General features: G+C 63.6%; 12 protein-coding genes and 1 tRNA gene. 9 read left to right on the top strand and 4 right to left on the bottom strand.

Annotated features, from left to right (window positions below; all coding sequences use genetic code 11):
* Window positions 1–140: 140 nt before the first annotated feature.
* The 4 genes from AC07RV_RS40190 to AC07RV_RS40175 are packed head-to-tail and all read left to right on the top strand — an operon-like array spanning window position 141 to window position 4271.
* Window positions 141–950 carry an IclR family transcriptional regulator gene (locus AC07RV_RS40190; protein ID WP_296781772.1) on the top strand — a complete coding sequence of 270 codons (810 nt, stop codon included), beginning with the start codon at window positions 141–143 and terminating at the stop codon, window positions 948–950.
* A gap of 24 nt (window positions 951–974) precedes the next feature.
* Window positions 975–2135, top strand: coding sequence for an acyl-CoA dehydrogenase family protein (locus tag AC07RV_RS40185; RefSeq protein ID WP_296781773.1), 1161 nt, complete (start codon window positions 975–977; stop codon window positions 2133–2135).
* Between the two features lie 40 nt (window positions 2136–2175).
* Entirely contained in the window at window positions 2176–3156 is a 981-nt protein-coding gene (locus AC07RV_RS40180) for a tripartite tricarboxylate transporter substrate binding protein (RefSeq protein WP_296781775.1), read from the top strand.
* Window positions 3153–4271 carry an NAD(P)H-dependent flavin oxidoreductase gene (locus tag AC07RV_RS40175; protein WP_296781776.1) on the top strand — a complete coding sequence of 373 codons (1119 nt, stop codon included), beginning with the start codon at window positions 3153–3155 and terminating at the stop codon, window positions 4269–4271. Before AC07RV_RS40180 ends, AC07RV_RS40175 begins: the two co-directional genes overlap by 4 nt.
* Window positions 4272–4329: 58 nt before the next feature.
* On the opposite strand, the gene AC07RV_RS40170 is transcribed toward AC07RV_RS40175, so the two are convergent.
* Window positions 4330–4554: a hypothetical protein gene (locus AC07RV_RS40170; RefSeq protein ID WP_296781777.1), complete on the bottom strand. Its 225-nt coding sequence runs from the start codon at window positions 4552–4554 to the stop codon at window positions 4330–4332.
* Between the two features lie 69 nt (window positions 4555–4623).
* The gene (locus AC07RV_RS40165) at window positions 4624–4818 is read right to left on the bottom strand and encodes a hypothetical protein (RefSeq protein WP_296781779.1); all 195 of its coding nucleotides are present in this window, start codon (window positions 4816–4818) and stop codon (window positions 4624–4626) included.
* A gap of 369 nt (window positions 4819–5187) precedes the next feature.
* Between AC07RV_RS40165 and AC07RV_RS40160 the strand changes: the two genes are divergently transcribed.
* The 4 genes from AC07RV_RS40160 (at window position 5188) to AC07RV_RS40145 (ending at window position 18138) form a co-directional block, all read left to right on the top strand.
* Entirely contained in the window at window positions 5188–15372 is a 10185-nt protein-coding gene (locus tag AC07RV_RS40160; protein WP_296781781.1) for a two-partner secretion domain-containing protein, read from the top strand.
* A gap of 9 nt (window positions 15373–15381) precedes the next feature.
* Window positions 15382–15696: a hypothetical protein gene (locus AC07RV_RS40155; RefSeq protein WP_296781782.1), complete on the top strand. Its 315-nt coding sequence runs from the start codon at window positions 15382–15384 to the stop codon at window positions 15694–15696.
* A gap of 91 nt (window positions 15697–15787) precedes the next feature.
* Entirely contained in the window at window positions 15788–16399 is a 612-nt protein-coding gene (locus AC07RV_RS40150) for a hypothetical protein (RefSeq protein ID WP_296781784.1), read from the top strand.
* An 11-nt stretch (window positions 16400–16410) separates the two neighbouring features.
* Window positions 16411–18138, top strand: coding sequence for a ShlB/FhaC/HecB family hemolysin secretion/activation protein (locus AC07RV_RS40145; RefSeq protein WP_296781785.1), 1728 nt, complete (start codon window positions 16411–16413; stop codon window positions 18136–18138).
* 580 nt (window positions 18139–18718) lie between these two features.
* On the opposite strand, the gene AC07RV_RS40140 is transcribed toward AC07RV_RS40145, so the two are convergent.
* Window positions 18719–18793, bottom strand: a tRNA-Arg gene (locus AC07RV_RS40140).
* A gap of 58 nt (window positions 18794–18851) precedes the next feature.
* Window positions 18852–19091 (bottom strand): hypothetical protein, encoded by a 240-nt coding sequence (locus AC07RV_RS40135; protein WP_093347832.1) that lies wholly within the window; start codon window positions 19089–19091, stop codon window positions 18852–18854.
* A gap of 330 nt (window positions 19092–19421) precedes the next feature.
* On the opposite strand from AC07RV_RS40135, the gene AC07RV_RS40130 reads away from it, so the two are divergent.
* Complete coding sequence (locus tag AC07RV_RS40130) at window positions 19422–20450, top strand: Bug family tripartite tricarboxylate transporter substrate binding protein (protein WP_093347829.1); 1029 nt, start codon at window positions 19422–19424, stop codon at window positions 20448–20450.
* Window positions 20451–20567 lie beyond the last annotated feature (117 nt).

The following is a 20567-nucleotide window of genomic DNA, read 5'->3' as shown; positions in this document are numbered from 1 at the left end:
GCTCCGGGTTCGAGCCGGTTTTGCCAGACGCCACGCGGGCCAACAATCGCTGTTTCGCACAGCGAAACACCCTCCGCGTTTCATTGACGCCCCATTTCGAACGGCCAATCATGCCCACACCACCGCGCTCCTCCTCCCGCATGACAAGCATCGCGCTCCCGGGTCTCGTCGATCCGCACGACCTCACCGCCGACCGCCAGTTCTCGATGAACCTGGCACGCGGCATGGAAGTGCTGCGCGTGTTCACCAGCGCCGACCCGGTGCTCGGCAACCGCGAGATCTCGGACCGCAGCGGCCTGCCCAAGCCCACGGTCTCGCGCATCACCTACACGCTCACCTTGCTGGGCTACCTGAGCCGCGACGGCGCCACGCAGAAATACAAGCTCGGGCCCGGCGTGCTGTCGCTGGGCTACCCGCTGCTGGCCAGCATGCAGGTGCGCCAGATCGCGCGACCCATCATGGAAAGGCTGGCGCGCGAGACGGGCTGCTCGGTGAACCTGGGCATGCGCGACCGCTCCGACGTGGTCTATGTCGACACCATCCGCACCGACAACACCAACACCCACATGCCCGACATCGGCAGCACGCGCCCGCTGCTGGCCGCGGCAATCGGCCGCGCGCTGATGCTGGCCTGCACCGCGCCGGAACGCTCGGCCATCCTCAACCGGCTGCGGCTGCAGGACGCGGCCCTGTTCCAGCAATTGCGCCCCGCGTGGGAAGCCGACCAGAAGCTCTTTGCCGCGCGCGGCTTCTGCCACTCGCGCGGCGACTGGAAGAAGGACATCCACGCCGTTGCCGTGCCCGTGCGCGTGCCGCCGCGCGAAACGCCGCTGGCGATGAACTGCACGCTCGCCACCTACCGCTCGCCCGGCGAGCGCATGGAACGCAAGGTCGCGCCGCTGCTGCTCGATGCCGTGCGCCAGCTCGAAACCGCGCAAGGCCTGCGCTGAACCAGAAACCGGAACCTCGAACCCATGATCCGCAGCCCCGACAAGTTCAACGCCCTGCTCGCCGAAGTCCGCGACTTCATCCGCAACGAATGCATGCCCATCGAGGCCGAGGTCGACCGCGACGATCTCATCCCCGAGCCCGTGGTCGAGCGCATGCGCGCGCTGGGCCTGTTCGGCCACAGCATTCCCGAGCAGTACGGCGGCGCGGGCCTCACGAGCGAGGAACTGTCGCTGGTGAACATGGAGGTCTCGCAGGCCGCCACCACCTTCCGCGCGCGCTTCGGCGGCAACACGGGCATCGCGTCCGAGTCGCTGGTGGTCGACGGCACGCCCGAGCAGAAGCAGCGCTGGCTGCCCGAGCTGGCCAGCGGCCGCCTCACGGGCTGCTTCGCGCTCACCGAGCCCGAGGCCGGTTCCGACGCCACCGCGCAGCAGACCGTGGCCGTGCGCGACGGCGATCACTACCGCATCACGGGCCGCAAGTGCTTCATCACCAACGCGCCCATCGCCGGCCTGTTCACCGTGTTCGCGCGCACCGACCCGCAGGCCAGGGGCGCGGCCGGCATCACGGCCTTCCTGGTCGAGCGCGACACGCCCGGCCTCTCGGCGCCCGCGGGCTATCGCAAGATGGGCCAGCACGGATCGCCGGTCGGCGAGGTGATCCTCGAAGGCTGCCGCGTGCACGCATCGGCCATCGTCGGCGGCGTGCCGGGCCTGGGCTTCAAGACGGCGATGAAGGCGCTGAACAAGCAGCGCATCAACCTCGCGGGGCTGTGCATCGGGCCGGCCATCCGGCTGGTCGACGAGATGGTGGCGCGCGCCGCATCGCGCCGGCAGTTCGGCCAGGCCATCGGCGAGTTCCAGCTGGTGCAGCAGATGATCGCCGAGAGCAACACCGAAGTGCACGCCGCCCGCGCGCTGCTGCTGGAGACGGCGCGCAAGCGCGACGACGGCGCCGACGTGACCATGGAGGCGTCGATGTGCAAGCTGTTCGCCTCCGAGATGTGCGGCCGCGTGGCCGACCGCGCGGTGCAGGTCTTCGGCGGCGCCGGCTACATCAACGACAACGTGGCCGAGCGCTTCTACCGCGACGTGCGGCTGTTCCGCCTCTACGAAGGCACGAGCCAGATCCACCTCACCAACATCGCGCGCCGCACCATGGCACGAGCCGGGCACCAGACCTGAGCCGGCGGCGCGCGCAAGCCATCATCAACGGAGACAACCCATGACCCTCAAAGGCACCCTGCTGGCCGCGCTCTTCGCCGTCCAGTCCCTCGCAATGACCGCGCCCGCGTTCGCGCAGGGCAACTACCCGAGCAAGCCGATCCGCATCATCGTGCCGTTCACCGCCGGGGGCGTGGTCGACTCGATCGCGCGGCTGGTGGGCGAGCGGCTGTCGGCCAAGTACGGCCAGCCCGTCATCGTCGAGAACCGGACCGGTGCCGGTGGCTCGATCGGCACCGACTACGTGGCCAAGGCTGCGCCCGACGGCTACACGCTGCTGTGCGTGAGTCCCGGCCACGCGGTCACGCCGAGCCTGATCAAGGGCGTGGCGTGGAATCCCGTGCGCGACTTCCGCGCCATCGAGGGCTTCGGCGTGATCCCCAACGTGTTCGTGGTGCCGACAGAGGTGCCGGCGAAGACCATGGCGGAGCTGGTCGCGATGGCGAAGAAGGCCAATCCGCCGCTGACCTATGCGACGGCCGGCGTGGGCACGTCCAACCATCTGTCGGGCGAGCTGCTGGCGCAGAGCGCGGAGATCAAGCTCACGCACGTGCCCTATCGCGGCCAGCCCGATGCGCTCGGCGATCTGCTCGCGGGCCGCGTGACGATGATGCCGCTCACCGTGGCGCTGGCCGTGCCGCACATCAAGGCCGGCAAGCTGCGGCCGCTGGCCGTGACCACGAGCAAGCGCTCCAGCGCCTTGCCCGACACGCCCACCGTGGCGGAGGCCGCGGGCCTGAAGGGCTACGACGTGGGCACGTGGTTCGGCTTCGTCGCGCCGGTGAAGACGCCCGATGCCATCGTCGCCAAGCTGTCGGCCGACGTGGCCGAGATCCTGGCCGATCCCGCGATGAAGCCCAAGCTCGACGTGCTCGGCCTCGAGGTGGCGCCGCAGGGCCCCAAGCAGTTCGACGCCTTCATCGCCAGCGAATACGACAAGTGGAGCAAGGTCATCAAGACGGCGGGCATCGAGGCGCAATGAACATCGCAAGCGAATCGCCCGTGCGACCGCCGTTGTGCGACAGGCTGGGCATCCGTCATCCGATCTTCGGCTTCTCGCACGCGGTGGACGTGTGCGCGGCCATTGCGCAGGCGGGCGGCTTCCCGGTGCTCGGACTCGCGCGCGAGCTGCCGCACGAGATCCCGCACATCCTGGCCGAGGCCAGCGAACGCATGGCGGGCCTGCCCTACGGCATCGACCTGATGCTGCCCTCGCAGGTGCCCGACGAGGCCGCGAGCATCGAGAGCGTGCGCGCGCAATTGCCCGCGCGGCACGTGGCTTTCGTCGACGACCTGCGCGACCGCTTCCAGGTGAAGCCGCCGCAGCGGCCCAGCTTCTTCACGAGCCAGGTGCGCACCCGGGCGCTGTTCGACGCGCAGATCGAGGCCGTGCTCGACTCCGACGCGCGCGGCGTGGCCACGGCCATCGGCCTGCGCGCCGACCTCATCGAACGCGCGAAGGCGCGCGGCAAGCTCACCTTCTCGCTGGTCGGCTCGGTGCGGCATGCGCGCAAGGCGCTCGACATGGGCGTGGAGGTGCTGGTGGCGCAGGGCTACGACGCGGGCGGCCACACCGGCACGGTCGGCACGCTGTCGCTGCTGCCGCAGGTCATCGCCGAAGCGGGCGAGGTGCCGGTGCTGGCGGCCGGCGGCATCGCCACCGGCGCGCAGGTGCTGGGCGTGCTGGGCATGGGCGCGCAGGGCGCGTGGCTCGGCACCTTGTGGATGGGCGCGAAGGAGAACCACACGCCGCCCGCGCTGCTGCAGCGGCTCATCGCCAGCGGCAGCGAGGACACCCTGATCACGCGGGCCCACAGCGGCAAGCCCTGCCGCGTGGTGCGCAGCGACTGGATCGACGCCTGGAACGAGCCCGGCGCGCCCGCGCCGCTGGGCATGCCGCTGCAGCAGGCGCTCACGGGCGATGTGTTCGCCTCGATGCACGAGTTCGACGACGCGCGGCTGATCTACGAGGCGGCCGGCCAGAGCGTGTTCGGCATCGAGCGGGAGACTACGGTGGCAGAGCAGATGGATGCGCTGGTTGAGGGCATGGGGGGGGCGTGGGAGCGCATGCGGGGCTGGGACGCTCACCGGAGGTGAAGCGTTGATCGCTTGCATCCGGTGTTTGTCCGGATTGGGTTGGAGAGACTGGAAGTCGTCAAACACCAGGTTCTTCTGGACAATGCCAGACGCCAGTGATTCGGCCGAACAACAAGCGCGACGGTTTGTCGATCATCTCCACGGTCATGAACAAGGGGCCGATGCGATGGAAGGCCTTCAGCGGGGCGCTCCACTCCGACATCCCGATCGACTTTTTTTGGCTCGGGCTATCAAGGATGCCGCGCGCAAGGGCTATCTGATCGGGGGCAACCTGCGGACTCATCACAGCGAGTCTGTGAAGGCTTAGCTGGCTGGGCATCAACACGCCATCGAGGTCTCCTATCTGCCTCTGCTACAGCCCGGAATTTGACTCCAACGAGATGCCAATGTCGATCTCAAGCAGGCGGTCACCAAGCTTGTACCGGCGCGCACCCAGCTGGAAATGGTCAAGGCCACGGGCAAGCATCTGCATAGCGTGCGGTTTCAATCCAAAAGGATCAGAAACTAATTTCAGCATGTACATGTCCGCTATGTCGCGTGAGTTCATTGAGTCAATTCCGGGTCGATGAGTCAATCGATGCCGAGCACCGCAGCCGTTCAATCGATGCGAAAACGCTGTTATCGAAACTTGACTGCGGTAGTCGCTGCCTGCATCAATTCAGGGCGGCCGCTTTCGCGACGTCCAATCTCACTGCCAATCTTGAGCAGCTGAGATTAGGTGGTGAGTACCCAAGAACTAAATTAAATAATTGCTCAGAATAGCTAAGATTTGCCGAATCCGTATTTGTGATCTTATGCGCACAGCTGACATGTGCCCGCCCCCCATTTAGACGTTTAGACCCCCGAGAATAAAGATCTGACGTGTTTCGACGCAGAACCGTCGCACGTATTCAGAAGATCTCAGGGAGTCCAAGGCATGAATCGCCAGCTTCACCGCGTCATTTTCAACGCCGCCAGAGGCATGCGGATGGTGGTTCAAGAAACCGCCGCGGCTACGGGCAGGGGCTCGACCAGAGCGACGGCCGCTGCCGTATTGACTGGGGCTGCCGCTTTGACTCCCGTGCTGATCGGTGCTGCTTTGGGGGGCATGTTCTGGCCGACATCAGCCCAAGCGCAGATCGTTGGCGCGCCCAACGTTCCCGGCAACCTGCGTCCGACCGTGCTGGTCGCACCCAACGGCGTTCCATACGTCAACGTTCAAACGCCCTCAGCCGCAGGTGTATCGCGCAACGTCTACAACCAGTTCAACATTGGTGCCAGCGGGGCTATCCTCAACAACAGCCGGGTCAATGTGCAGTCGCAGCTTGGGGGCTACATACAGGGCAACCCATTCCTGGCCACAGGACCCGCGCGCATCATCGTCAACGAAGTCAACGGCGGGAATCCGAGCCAGATTCGCGGCCATCTGGAAGTTGCGGGCCAACGCGCCGAGATCATCATCGCGAACCCGGCAGGCATCAGCATCGATGGTGGCGGTTTCATCAACGCGTCTCGCGCAACGGTGACCACGGGTACCCCACAGTACAACGCCGTCGGCGGCCTCGATCGCTTTCTCGTTCGCGGTGGCACCGTCACCATCGGCGGTGCGGGCCTCGATGCCAGCAAAACGGACTACGCGGCCATCCTCGCGCGCGCCGTGCAACTCAATGCGGCGATCTACGCCACCGATCTCGAGGTGGTCACAGGCGCAAACCAGATTAGCGCCGATCACACGCAGATTACCCCGACGACAGGTACTGGCGCTGCACCGACCTTTGCACTCGATACCGCTGCTTTGGGAGGCATGTACGCAAACAAGATCACGATGATCGGGACCGAGGCGGGCCTCGGGGTGCGCAACGCGGGGAATCTCGGCGCCAGCAACGGCAATCTCATCGTGACCGCTGCGGGAAGGCTCGAGAACACCGGCACGCTCGAAGGCACGCGCGTCGAACTCGTCAGCGCAGGCGGCATCGACAACCGCGGCGGAATGATCCGCCAGACCAGCAGCGCCGGACTTACGATCACGTCACCGACGTTATCGAACACGAATGGCGGGGTGATCGGTGTCGAGCCTACGGCCGGCGCAAGCGGTGGAACCGGCACGAGCACTGGAGGCGGCTCGGGTAGCGGCACAGCTGGTACGACCATCGCCCCGACCACACCCGCCGCTGGAACTGGTTCCAGCTCCAACGGCTCTACCGCCGCACCGGCGCCAGCCCCATTCATTCCGACATCACCTGGCACCATCATGGCGACGGGCGCCATCTTGAACGACGGAGGGAAGATACTTGCTGGCGGCCCCGTCGCGCTGCAAACGCCGCAGATCAACAACACTGGTGGGACTCTTTTGGTGGCCACCATGGCGGTCACCGGATCGAGCTTCAGCAACACAGGCGGGATCCTCAACGTCAGCAACAGCTTTAGCGCCAACGTCGACCAGTTGGACAACACGGGTGGCAAGCTGACTGCCGGCTCGTTGAACATCGTCACCGGCGCCGACCTGATCAACACCGACGGCGTATTGAGCAGTGCCACCGATGCCAACCTCACTGTCGGCGGCAAGATCGAGAACACACGCGGATCGATCTCGGCAGCGGGCGCACTGACAGCGAACGTGTCCGAGGCCACCACCAACAGCAACGGCACCCTGGCTTCCAATCAGGCGCTGATGCTGAACACGGGTTCGTTACAAAACACCAGAGGAAACATCCAATCGGCACAGGCCGGCGTGCAGCTCGGGGTGACCAACGCCTTGACCACCGGCACCGGCGGCAGCATCAGCGCAGCTACCGACTTGGGCATTCAGGCTGGTTCGCTTGCCAACGGTGGCAGCCTGCGAGGTGGCATCGATGCCAGCATCGCGGTTGGCGGTGTGCTTGCAAATGACGGCAGTATCACGGCGAACCGCAACACCACGATCACGGCTGGCAGCGTGCAGGGCGGGACGTCAAGTGTGCTTGGCGCGGGCATCCAGAACGACGGCAAGTTCGGTGGAACTGGCGGCCTGCGCGTGGTCACCGCCGGCGCATTGGTCGTTAACGGCACGAATCTCGCGGCAGGCAATGCCACTCTGCAAGGCGCGAACGTCGATTTGTCGGCGAGCCAGACCAGCGCCGCGAACATCGCGGTCACGGCCACACAAGGCAATGTCACCACCGGCAGCAAGGCAAGGCTGGTCACTCCCGGTACGCTGGCGGTCACCGCCAACAGCAACGCAGCTCAAACCCTCGTCAACGACGGGGGTCAACTCAACGCCGGCCAGTTGCAGATCAATGCCTCGAACCTCGCCAACACGAACGGCGGCGAGATCGTGCAGACTGGCACGGGCGCGACCACCATCGCCGTGGCCGGCACCCTGAACAATGACGGCGCTCGCATCGCCAGCAACGGCCAGGATCTGATCCTGAGTGGAAGGACCGTCACCAACAACGCGGGCACGATCGAACATGCCGGCACCGGCACCTTGAAGATATCCGGCCGTGGCTACACGGGTGCCAACGGCCAGATCACCACGAACAGCGCACTGGTGGTCACCGTGTCGGGCGCCTTCAACCAAGATGGCGACAAGGCTCAGACCAGCGCCAAGCAGATCACCGTTGACGCAGGTTCCCTGAGCAATCGCGGCGGCAAGATCATCCAGACCGGTACCGAGGCCACCCGCATCAACGTGGTCGGCGCCATCGAAAACAATACCGGAACCCTTGTCAGCAATGGCGACACGAGCATTACGGCCGGTAGCTTCGCAAACCAGGGCGGTTCGACCCAGGCAGCCGGCACCGCCAATCTGGACCTCAAAGTCAGCACGGGCCTGGACAACAGCAAGAGGGGCACGATTGGTGCAGGCGGCAACGTCACCGTCACTGCAGGCAGCCTGAACAACGATGTCGGCAGCGTGACAGCTGTCGGCGATCTGAAGGCCACCATCGACAAGGCTGCCACCAACGCAGGTGGAATGCTTGCGGCCAACGGCAACACCACCCTTGCGGCGGACACGCTGGACAACAGCGGCGGGACCATAGGGGCCGTCAAAGGCGATCTGAGCGTCACAACCACGGGCAAGTCCATCAACGATGCCGGCGCCCTGCAAGCGGGCGACAAAGCCACGCTGAGCAATGGAGGCCTGAGCAACCAGGGCGGCAAGGTCTTCGGCAATAGCCTGTCCATCGATACGCACGGCAATGCCCTGGACAACAGCAAGGAGGGCACGCTCTCGGCCACCACCACCGTCGACATCAAGTCGGGGGGCTTGAACAACGACGGCGGACTGATCCAGTCCATTGGCGCCATGACCATCGACACCGATGGCAAGAAGCTCACCAACACCCACGCGGCGGACTACACCACCAAGCAAGGCGGCATCGCCAGCGCGGACACGCTCGTGCTGAGGACGGGGGAAGTCGACAACACGGACGGCTACCTTGGTGCAAAGAAGACGCTGAGCATCGATACCCACGGCCAAGGCTATGACAACAGCAGTGGCCAGACCGTGGCCGCGAGTGACCTGAGCATCAGCGCCGCAGCCCTGACCAATGCGAGCGGCCTGATCCGCTCAGCCGCCACGACCACGATCAATGCCAGCAGCGTCGCCAACAACGATACATCCGGCACCGATCAAGGCATCGAAGGAAAGTCCGTTTTCATCGATACCGGTGACCTGAACAACACCTCTGGCGCCATCCGTGCCGATGCCGATACGACCATCATCGCCAGCGGCACCCTGACCAACACCAAGGGCCTAATCTCGGCCGGCAACGAACTGAGCATCCGCGACCCGAATCGCGCCGATCCCGGTGCCAAGGCACTCAATGTCGTCAACACCGGCGGCACCCTGGTGGCCGACAAAAGCCTCAAGCTCGATGCCGCCAGGTTCAGCGGCGACGGCAAGGCCGTCTCAGGCAAGGATCTGAGCATCGCGCTCACTCAAGACATCGTCAACAACGGCGAGGTCGCCGCCAACGGCAATCTGAGCTACACCACCGCCGGCAACTTCACGAACAACCGCAAGCTGCTGGCGGGCCAAGCGCTCACGGTGGGGGGCAACAACGTCGAGAACACCGCCAATGCAGAAATGTCGGGGACAAACACCACCGTCAACGCCAGCGGCACGCTGACCAATCGCGGTCTGATCGACAGCAAGGGCCAGACGCAGATCAATGCGGACACGCTGAAGAACATCGGTACCGGCCGTATCTACGGCGATGCGATTTCCATCGGTGCGATCACCGTCGAGAACGGCGCCGAGACCATCACGAGCGCCGATGGGGTAAGCCAAGCGAAGGCAGGAACCATTGCCTCGCGCGTCGACCTTGTCATTGGCGCGAACACCATCACCAACCGTGAGCACGCACTGATCTTCAGCCAGGGCCGCATGTCCATCGGTGGAGCGCTCGACGCTAACCGCAAAGCCACCGGCCAAGGTGGCGTGTTGAACAACCTGAGCGCCGACATCGAATCCATCGGCGACATGGCCATCTCCATGGGACAGGTCAACAACCGGGATGTGCATATCCAGAAGGGGGCGCCCAGGGTGACGCCCAGCGCCGCGGTAGGCATTGCGCCGATAACCCCCATGGGCAGCGGCGTCGGCAGGACCTCCATGTACCTGCCCGACGAAGTCACGCTCGACTACGTCAACGGCCTGGTCTTTCTTAAGAAGACAGGCGAACTCGTGGGGATGGGCGGCTTCGCCTATTGGACCAACCAGATCATCACCACCGAAGAAACCGCAACCAACGTCGAGCCCGCCCGTCTCGTCGCAGGCGGAAACATGAACATCAACGGCCGTCTGTACAACCAGGACAGCCAGGTGCTCGCCGGCGAGACCATCACGGCGTCGGACTACGTGCCAGACCAAATGACCGGCCAAGTCTCGGTCATCGGCTTTGCGAATGTGGTCGACAACAAAGGACAGGCGCAGGGGCCGCCCAACATCCCGCTCGTCATAGCGCCCAAGTCGATCAATCTCGGCGCGTTCAAGTACCAGGAGTACATCAACGCTACCAATGGCTATGACGCGGGCACGGCGCCGGTCGGTGGCACGACGGGAAGTACAGGCAGTGCAGGAGGCGTGAACGGCGGCAACCGTCCCGACGTCATCGTGCAAGTGCCGGCCAATGTCGGGGCGGTCGTCAAGACCTCGGGAAATACGGCCGGTGCAACTGGAGGTGCCAACGGGGTCGGAAGTGCGGACGCGAGCCAGATCGTCCCCGCGGTCGTGCGCACCAGCACGCCGAACACGCGCATTCCCAATGCAAGCCTCTTCAATGTTCGCACGGGCGGCAGCTACCTAGTCGAGACCGATCCACGCTTCGCCAACTACCGCAGCTGGCTCAGCAGCGACTACCTGCTCAACAGCCTCGGGCTTGACCCAAGCAATACCCTCAAGCGCCTGGGAGATGGCTTCTACGAGCAGAAGCTCATCCGCGAGCAGGTCGCCAAGCTCACGGGCTATCGCTACCTGGAGGGGTACAACAACGACGACGATCAGTACATCGCGCTGATGAATGCTGGCGCGACCTTTGCGAAGCAATACAGCTTGCGCCCCGGTGTCGCATTGAGCGCGGCGCAGATGGCCCAACTGACCAGCGACATCGTCTGGCTGGTCGAGCAGACGGTCACCTTACCGGATGGCTCCACGCAGAAGGTACTTGTGCCACAGGTCTATGTGCGCGTGCGGCCCGGCGACATCGACGGCGCAGGGGCACTTCTGAGCGCCGATGCCACGGTCATCAAGAGTTCGGGCGATCTCGTGAACACCGGCACCATCGCCGGTCGCAGCCTGGTCAAGATCGATGCCGAGAACGTCAGCAATCTGGGCGGTCGCATTGCCGGAGGCGCCGTCGGTGTCAACGCTCGCAACGACCTGAACAACATCGGCGGCAGCATTACTGCCCGGGATGCCGCGGTCCTGACCGCCGGACGCGACATCAACATTCAGACGACGACATCGACAGCCGGCAGCAGTACCGCCATCGACCGCGTGGCCGGTATCTACGTGACCAATCCGGGCGGCACGCTGATCGCCTCCGCGGGCCGTGATGCGAATCTCGTGGCCGCTGCCCTGGTCAGTGCCGGCAGCGCGGCGGTGGGTGCTGGGCGCAACGTCAACCTGGGCACCGTGACCGAGGGATACACCATCTCGTTCGCAAGCAAGAACGGGGCTGGCATCTCGTCGGAGCGCCGGGAGGTGGGTTCGGTCATTCAAGGGCAGGACAATGTGCGCCTTGCAGCCGGCAATGACCTGAACATCCGCGCGGGGGCGGTCGCCAGCGTGGATGGGGCCTTGGTCGCCACAGCCAAGAACGACATCAATGTCACGGCGGGCCTGGCCACCACCAGCGTTTCGGCAGCGACCCAGAGGTCTTCCAAGAGCCTGTTCAAGAAGAGCAGCTCCAGCACCTTCGACAGCACCACGACGACGGATGTTCTCTCCAGCAGCCTGAGCGGCAAGAGCGTGGCGCTGGTGGCGGGCAATGACATCAACTTCCAGGCTGCGCAGCTTCGCTCCGACGATGCGATGAGTCTGTCGGCGGGGCGCGACATCAACCTCACGACCGCCAATCGGACTACCCAGGAGTTGCATGCGGCGCAGAGCCGCAGCAGCGGTACCTTCCTGGGGCAGGCGCTTGCCGCCGCGACCTTCGCTGGCGACGTCACAGCCGTTGCCATTGCCGGCAACAAGAAGTCCAGCAACAGCGCCAGCGCCAGCATCGAAAACCAGGCCATCGGCACCAGCATCTCGGCCGGCAGCCTGCAGGCCGTGGGCGGACGCGACACCACCTTGCAAGGGGCCACGGTCGTTGCAGACAACAGCATCACCCTGATGGCCGGGCGCAATCTGATCATCGAGAGCGCGCAGAACACCCGTGTCGAGAACAGTTACGACGCCAGCAGCAAGTCAGGGATGATCGGCCAGTGGTACAACCCGGCCATTGGCAACGTCAAGGGCTCGCAGGCGAATGCGACCACCAGCACGACGCAGCAAGCCAGCCAGGTGGCCAGCCTGCAAGGCAACGTGACACTGGTGGCGGGCAATGAGTACCGCCAGACGGCCAGTAGCGTATTGGCGGCAGGACAGGCTGGCCCATTGGTCGGCGGCGACGTCAACATCCTCGCCAAGAACGTCGTCATCAACGAGGCGTACAACACCACGCAGTCGGTCACGTTGGACAAGAGTTCCAGCACCATTGTGGGAGGCAGCGCCAACTTCATGGGCGTGGGCACCGATACCCTCAAGGGAGGCTCCAGCACGATCAAGGCCATCGGTGACATCGGCGGCGACGGTCGCATGCAGGCCCTGGGTGCCATCAACCTGGCTATGAGTGGCAAGCAGGCCTATGACGCCGTGCAGGCGATTGGCGGCACAGGTCCGCTGAGCTATGGCGTCAGCGTCAACGTGAGCCGCAACACCAGCCAGAGCACAAGCTTCACCAACAGCAGTGAGGCGGTGGGTTCCAGTGTGGTGGGGGCGAACAACGTCAACATCGTGGCTACGGGTGGTGACAAGGACTCGAACATCCACGCGGTGGGCTCCGCCATCGCTGCGGGCAATACCGTCAACGTGGCGGCGGACAACGACATCACCCTGGAGGCCAGCAAGAGCACGAGCGTGACGGTCGGCCAGAACTCCAGTCGTGGCGCCAATGTGGGTGCGACCGTCGGCGCGGGTGCTCAGAACGGCTTCAGCATCCAGTTGGGCGTGAACAGCGGCAAAGGCAGCAACAACCAGAACGACACCAAGTACAACGCCACCCAGGTTTCCGGTGGCAAGGCAGTGAACGTCTCCACGGGGCGCAACCTGACGCTCGATGGAGCGACGATCGAAGGCAACCGCGTGACGGCGGATGTCGGAGGCGACCTGAAGATCACCACCTTGCAGGATGTGAGTGTGGGCCAGAGCCGGCAGTCCAGCGGCGGTTCTGGAGTGAGTTTGTGCATTCCGCCGATCTGCTACGGTGCGGTGGCCTCTGTCAGCGGCGGCGCGGCAGGAGCGAAAGCGGACGGAATCTTCATCAGCCCGGCCGTGCAATCGGGCATTAAGGCCGGAGATGGCGGCTTTGATGTGAAGGTCGCGGGAAATACCGACCTGAAGGGTGCGGTGATCGAGAGCACACAAGCAGCCATCGACGGCAAGAAGAACAACTTCAGCACAGGCGGTTCGCTCACCATGACCGACTTGCAGAACGTGAGCCAGTCAAGTGGCAGTAGCTACTCGGTCAGCGGAGGGCTGAGCGTGGGCTACACCACGGCGCCGAGCGCCGCCACGGATACGGCGCCCGCCAGAGACATGACGGCATCGTGGACCGGCCCGAGCAATCGGCCCATCGGGGCCGCGGGTGTGAGTAACTACAGCGGCAACAACCAAGTCAGCGTCACGAAATCCGGCGTCTCGGGCATTGCGGGTGATCAGAATGTGCGAACGGGGGACCACAGCAGTGCCGGCATGTTGATCAAGGACTGGAATACCCAGAGCATCGTCAAGAACGTCCAGGCACAAGCGCAAATCATCCAGCAATTCAACCAGAATGCCGCACGCGAAGTAGGAACCTACGCAAACAATCAAGTCCGCAAGTACGAAGTTGCCCAGTCGTTAGCCCAAGGCGCGCAAAAGGTCTTGGACGATGCTGCGGCAAGTGAGCAGGGCAAGAGCGCCGCACGGACTCAGTTGAGCGCTGCGCGCCAGACCATGGGTGCGGAACAGGAAGCCTACGATCATTGGAAGGAAGGTGGCGATTACCGGGTCGCGCTTCATGCGGCCGCGGGCTCCTTGAGTGGTGGCGTGGCGGGGGCGCTAGGTGCAGGAGCTAGCGCTGCATTGATGCCCCGACTGGGCGATGCAATCGGTGCGATGGGGTTGCCCTTGCCAGTTGTGCAGGCCTTGGAGGCCGTGGCCGCTTCAGCTATTGGCAATATTGCAGGAGGTCCGGCGGGGGCTGCCAGCGCATACGGCGTTGACATCAATAACAGGCAACTGCATCCAAGTGAAGTCAAGCGCATTAAGGATTTGGCAGGAGAAGATCCAATAAAAGAAGCGCGCCTGACGGCGGCCGCATGTGCTCTTGTGCGATGTGCCGACGGCGTTCCTCGTTCAGCGCCAGAGTACGCCTACTTGTCGCAGTTGCAATCTGCGGGACGTTCCATGGTGGACGAACTCTCATTGCTAAGCCAACAAACGATCAACGGAAGTGAACGACTTTTTGGTTACGACAAGATTGATTCCGCCAAAGATTGGGCCGGAAGAAATGCGCTTGCAACCCGAGCTGTAGGGGCAGCACAGGGGTTGGCGGGATCGATAGGGCTTGTCGGAAGCTCCGCGCTCTGCAGCACTGGGTTAGGGTGTGTGGTTGGAGCACTTGGCGCAACAGTGAGCGCGGATTACGCTCAAGCTGGCGTCAAACAGGCTGCAATTGGTCAGGGCCAAACTCCGTATGGTCAGCAGGTTTTCGAATCGCTTGGCCTGTCGTCAACTGCGGCTGCCTACACATATGCGGCCTTGGGAGTTGCACCGGTTGCGTTGGAAGGGATCGCCCTGATGCGAGCAGCGAGCGCCGCGTCGCAGTACAACTCACTTGCTCGTGCGAGCTATGCGGACTTTGCGACAAACGGAGTTCCAATCAATGCCGCAACCATGGGGTCTCCCCCAGCACAAGCTCTCGTTGCGGAAATCAAAGCGGCTTCGCCCAGCTTAAGCGATGCAACGGTAAAAGAGATCGCAGCGGGCATGATTGCTTCGGGAAAATCGCTGCCAACCGTCAGCACTGCTGCACCTGGGAGTGTATTGGTGAAGGTTGTGCCTAGAGGGGATGCTGTCAGCGCGTATAGCCCCTACTGGATGTCTGCTGAACAAGCACGCGCGATTGCATCGATGGGAGCGGCAGATGCGGGTATTGCACTTGGGTTGCCTGCGGCTCAAGCTGCCAAAATATTCAAAGATGGCATGGACTTCTATGCGATCGCGGCACGTCCCGGATCTCCTGCACGTGTGTTCGTTTCTGAAATCGCCCCAACCACACAAGGCGGCGTCACAACCGCACCAAATGCACTTCAAGTGCTTGTTCCCAATCGATCGGCGTGGAGTCCGCCTGTTCAGGTTAATCCATACACGTTGGGCGCGCTTTGATAATCGATCATGAGTACTGAAAATCTAATTTCTTCGGCACGAAGGCTTCAGCAAGAACTCTTGTTGCTCTCTGATGAAGATGCAATTTTGAGGGAGACACGCTCCGTCTTGTCTCCATTGGTTTCTCTGGCTTTGGAGAAAAAGATCGACGAGTTACCCGAAGATCTTCCAAGACCCCATTTTTTCTTTGGAATGCGGGATGACTGTCTGGCGGGAGCACATCTTGAAATGGCGGAACTCCTCAATGCAATCACAGATTTTGGTGCTGCGCTAAGAACGATCAAACAGCGCGGCGATTCGGAGAGCCGCCCACCCACGAACTAAGTGTCAAGTTCAGACCTACTTGGGAAGATGCACTGCTGACACAGCGCGCAGTGCGATCAAAGAAGGGTTTTCTAATTTTTCAGGGAGCGGAATGAGGTCATCCAAGAACCACACTTGGCACATCGCAGCGATACCATGCTTCGTCGCAATTGCGATTGCCGGCTGCACCTACTCGCAGATCAACCCGGACGCTGCAGCGGAAGATGTACGCGCCAATAGCGGCTATAACGAGTTGAAGGACATCGAGCCCGGTACTTCCAAGTTGGTCATGCGCACCTTTGGGACTTCGGCCAACGCCCAGTTCGACGTGAGCACTTCCGAGGTGCCTTGCCAGAGTTTTCAGCACTTGGGTGTGGCCGCCTACACGGGAAGTGGCGTTGTCTACCCTTGGATTGCAAGCGCCTTGCGCGCTGGCACGCGCGCCAGTCCCTATCTGGTTCATGAAGCAACGCCAGGGCAACCGATTCAGGTCCGCAGCATCGGAAACTGGAACAAGAGCGGAGCGGGTGTGGCCTTCCACACCGGCAGTTGCGGTCCGATGACCGTGCGCTTCACGCCGGTGGTGAACCACGCCTATACCGTCGAGTTCATTTGGGGGGAAAAGATGTCATGCCACCTCGCAGTCATGGATGCAACCGATCCTGATGCGCCGCAGCCGGTGATGGCCAATAGCATCCCTGGTTGCCCGGCACCCGCGCGTTGAGCGTTGTCGCAATGAAGAATCAAGCAGTGGCGGCAGTCGCCGTCGCGTTGCCGTTATTTGCGTTCGCGCAAGCGCCCAGCACGCCGCAACCTTTTGTCGAACAGCAACGCCAGCAAGAGCGTGAACGCGCCTTGCGTGAACAGAACGAACGGACCGTCGACCAGCGTCCGCAAGCAGCGCTCCCAGCTCCAACCCAGCGCATCCCTGAGGCCGAGGCTCCATGCTTTCGCATCGACCGCGTGCTGTTGGTCGGCGAGCAGTCCGAGTCCTTCCAATGGGTTGTTGCCGACTTGTCCGGTCCCGATGGCAACGATTCGCCCATCGGCCGATGCCTCGGCACAGCCGGCGTTAACGTAGTTCTCGCTCGCGCCCAACAAGCCGCCATCGCTCGCGGCTTTGTCAGCACCCGAGTCCTCGCCGCCCCACAGGACCTGTCGACCGGTACGCTGACCCTCTCTCTGGTGCCAGGCCGCATCGCAGCCATCCGCACGACCGCAGACTCCTCATCGGCCTTGCTCGGCAGCTCAGCCCTGCTCGCCACCGCCATCCCCGCACGCCCCAACGATCTCCTGAACCTGCGCGACATCGAACAGGGCCTGGAAAACCTCAAGCGTTCCCCCACCGCCGAGGCCGACATCCAGATCGAACCCTCCACAGCCGCAGGCGCCAAGCCCGGCGACAGCGATCTCGTCGTCAAGTACGTCCAATCCAAGAAGTGGCGCGTCACCCTGAGCCTGGACGACAGCGGCACTGAAGCTACTGGCCGCTACCAGACCAGCGCAACCTTGTCCCTTGACAGCCCCTTCGGCCTGAACGACCTGTTCTACGTCAGCGCCAACCACAGCATCAACGGCCACCTGTTCGGCGACCCGGCCAGGGGCACCGAAGGCCAGACCATTCACTACTCGCTGCCCTACGGCTACTGGCTCCTGGGCTTCACCGCCTCCAACGGTCGGTATCGCCAGAGCGTGGCCGGCCTGAACCAGGACTACGTCTACGCCGGCAAGACCAACAACGCCGAGGTCAAGCTCTCGCGCTTGCTCTATCGCGACCAGAGTCGCAAGACGAGCGTGTCGATCAAGGGTTGGCGGCGCGAATCTCGAAACTTCGTCGACGACACCGAGGTCGAGGTTCAACACCGCGTGGTCGGAGGCTGGGAGCTCAGCCTTAGCCACAAGGAGTACGTCGGCGAGGCGACGCTCGAGGGCACGCTGGCCTACAAGCGCGGCACAGGTGGCTTCGGCTCGCGTACCGCGCCGGAAGAGGAGTTCGGCGAGGGCACTTCGCGGCTGAAGCTCTACACCGCCGACATCAGCCTCAACGCGCCATTCAAAGTCGGTGAACAGAAGCTGCGCTACTCAGGACTGATCCGCGCCCAATGGAACCGTACGTCGTTGACGCCGCAGGACCGCTTCGCCATCGGCGGACGCTACACGGTGCGCGGCTTCGATGGCGAGACGAGTCTGATGGGCGAGCGCGGCTGGCTCATCCGCAACGACATCGGATGGGCTGTGGGGCAAAGCGGGGCTGAGTTGTACGTCGGTGCCGACTATGGCCACATAGGCGGCCGCTCGACGGTCGACCTGCTCGGTCGCAGCCTTGCCGGCGCCGTCATCGGCATGCGCGGCCAGTGGAGCAAGCTGAGCTACGACTTCTTCATCGGCGCGCCGATCAGCAAGCCAGAGGGCTATCGCACCGCGAAGGTCACGCTGGGCTTCAATCTCAATGCAAGTTTCTAACCAAGGAGGAAATGGAAAAAGGAAGAAAAACACACATACAGTCAACGGCGATGTCGTAGCCGCGCCTGATGCCTGAGAGATCTGTCCAAATCGGAGATGACGGCAAAAAGAAGTGGCGCGTTGCAGTGTGAGCAACCACCGATGCCTCCCAGGCACGACGGACGGGCGTCATCCCATGTCCTGAGGCAGATCCAAGGCCCGTATCGCATAAGGTGTCGTCGGTCGCGCCGAGCGCTGCCCGAGCCCGTCGCCCGTGAAGTTGCACGGCAGCAAGTTGAGCCGACGATATCGATGCAGTGCTCTGCACGTCTGAGGGCTACGTGCATGGCAACGGCCGCAATTGACTTGCCGTCGCTAGCGGCTGCACCGGCCGGCCAACGAGGGACAGGCCCACATCTGCTGTCCTTGCGAAGAGCTCGTCTTAAAAATTGATGGCCCCAGGCCTAGCCTTCTGCCCCCACGATGCCCCCAAGTGTTTCGGATGGCGTTCTACCTCCGTAGACGTGCTGGACAGGTTGCCCTGTATTTTCGGGGGAGGCTGCGGTTGAAGTACGTTGATGGATCTTCTGGGACATCAACATGGTGCCTTCGACAGGAATCGAACCTGTATCTGAGTCTTAGGAGGACCCCGTTCTATCCATTGAACTACGAAGACGGTGGGCGGCTGGACTTTACCAGTTCGTCCGGTCTTTCCTGCGACAGCGCGCCCGCGCTCAGCGCAGCCCGACGCGCGAGGCGTGCCAGCGCAGGGCGGCGGCGCGGGCCGGGTCGGTGGCCTCGATGCGGTCGGCGCGGCGTTGCAGGGCGCGCATCTGCTCGACCTCGGCGATGACCTTGTTGGGGCTCAGCAGGGTGCCCAGCAGCATGTCGGCCTCGAAGGCCAGTCTCTTGAGGACGACCGTGGCGCGACGCAGCAGCTTCGCGGGGGCGGACGATCGGTCGAGGCTGGGCATGGCGGGAAGCTCCTGGGCATGGAAAGTGGACGGGGGCGTCGATTTTATAGGGTTAACCCGAATCCCCTGAGGAGGCGGGGTCGGGCCTCCCGAAGCGCCTCTCGCCAGCGCGCCGAACGCATCGCGCGAGCGGCCCGCGAGGCGCTGCGCAGGGTCCGCGCGCGCATCGCCGCGACCGATCGCGGGGTGGGCTTACCCCGATACGGAATCTTCAAAAAATTGACCGCGATCAAGCCGGCGCGTTTCGCGCACGCGCACCATCTGCGCTGTTCGGATCCGGCTCAGACTCACGAAAAAAAAGAGCGCACCCTCTACAGCAGGAGACAACAGATGAAGCATTTCATTCCGCGCCTCGGCGCGTGTCGCGCACGAGTCCTGGTCGCCACCGCCGCCGCCGCGGTGATGGCAGCCGCCACCCCCGCATGGGCCTGGGAACCCGCCAAGCCCGTCGAGTTCGTGATCCCCGCCGGCACCGGCGGCGGCGCCGACCAGATGGGCCGGTTGCTGCAAGGCATCGTCATCAAGTACAAGCTGATGAAGGAGCCGCTGATCGTGGTCAACAAGTCGGGCGGCGCGGGGGCCGAAGGCTTTCTCTCGGTGAAGGAAGCCAAGGGCGATCCGCACAAGATCATCATCTCGCTGTCGAACCTCTTCACCACGCCGATGGCCACGGGCGTGCCCTTCAACTGGAAGGACATGACGCCGGTGGCGATGCTGGCGCTCGACCAGTTCGTGCTGTGGACCAACGCCGAGCAGCCGTACAAGACCGCGGGCGAGTACGTGGCCGCGGTGAAGGCGGCGGGCCCGAACAAGTTCAAGATGGCCGGCACCGGCTCGAAGCAGGAAGACCAGATCATCACGGTCGCGCTCGAGAAGGCCACGGGCACCAAGTTCATCTACGTGCCCTTCAAGGGCGGCGGCGAGGTCGCGGTGCAGCTGGTGGGCGGCCACGTGAACTCCACCGTGAACAACCCGATCGAGGCGGTGGCGCAGTGGCGCGCGGGCAAGCTGCGCGCGCTGTGCGTGTTCGACGACGAGCGCATGCCGTTCAAGGCCAAGGTCACCGACACGCAGTCGTGGAACGACGTGCCCACCTGCAAGGAAGCGGGCGTGCCGGCCAAGTACACGATGCTGCGCGGCATCTTCATGGCACCGGGCGTCAAGCCCGAACAGCTGGCCTTCTACAAGGACCTGCTGACCAAGGTGATCGCCACGCCCGAGTGGAAGGAATACATGGAGAAGGGCGCCTTCAACCCGACCTTCATGACCGGCCCCGATTTCGAGAAGTGGCTCGCCAGCGCGGAAATCACGCACAAGACGCTGATGACCGAAGCCGGCTTCCTGGCCGCCAGCAAGTAACAGGCAAGAAGGCACCGGCGGCCGGGCGCGCCGCCGCGATGCATCGGACGACGTGAGCATGCGCCCGCGCGGGCGCGTGGCGTCGCGCCCGGTTTTCTCTCTCGACAACAACACGAT

It is taken from the genome of Variovorax sp. GW821-FHT09B01 (genome assembly GCF_059418345.1).
This window is presented reverse-complemented; position numbering and strand designations above follow the sequence as displayed.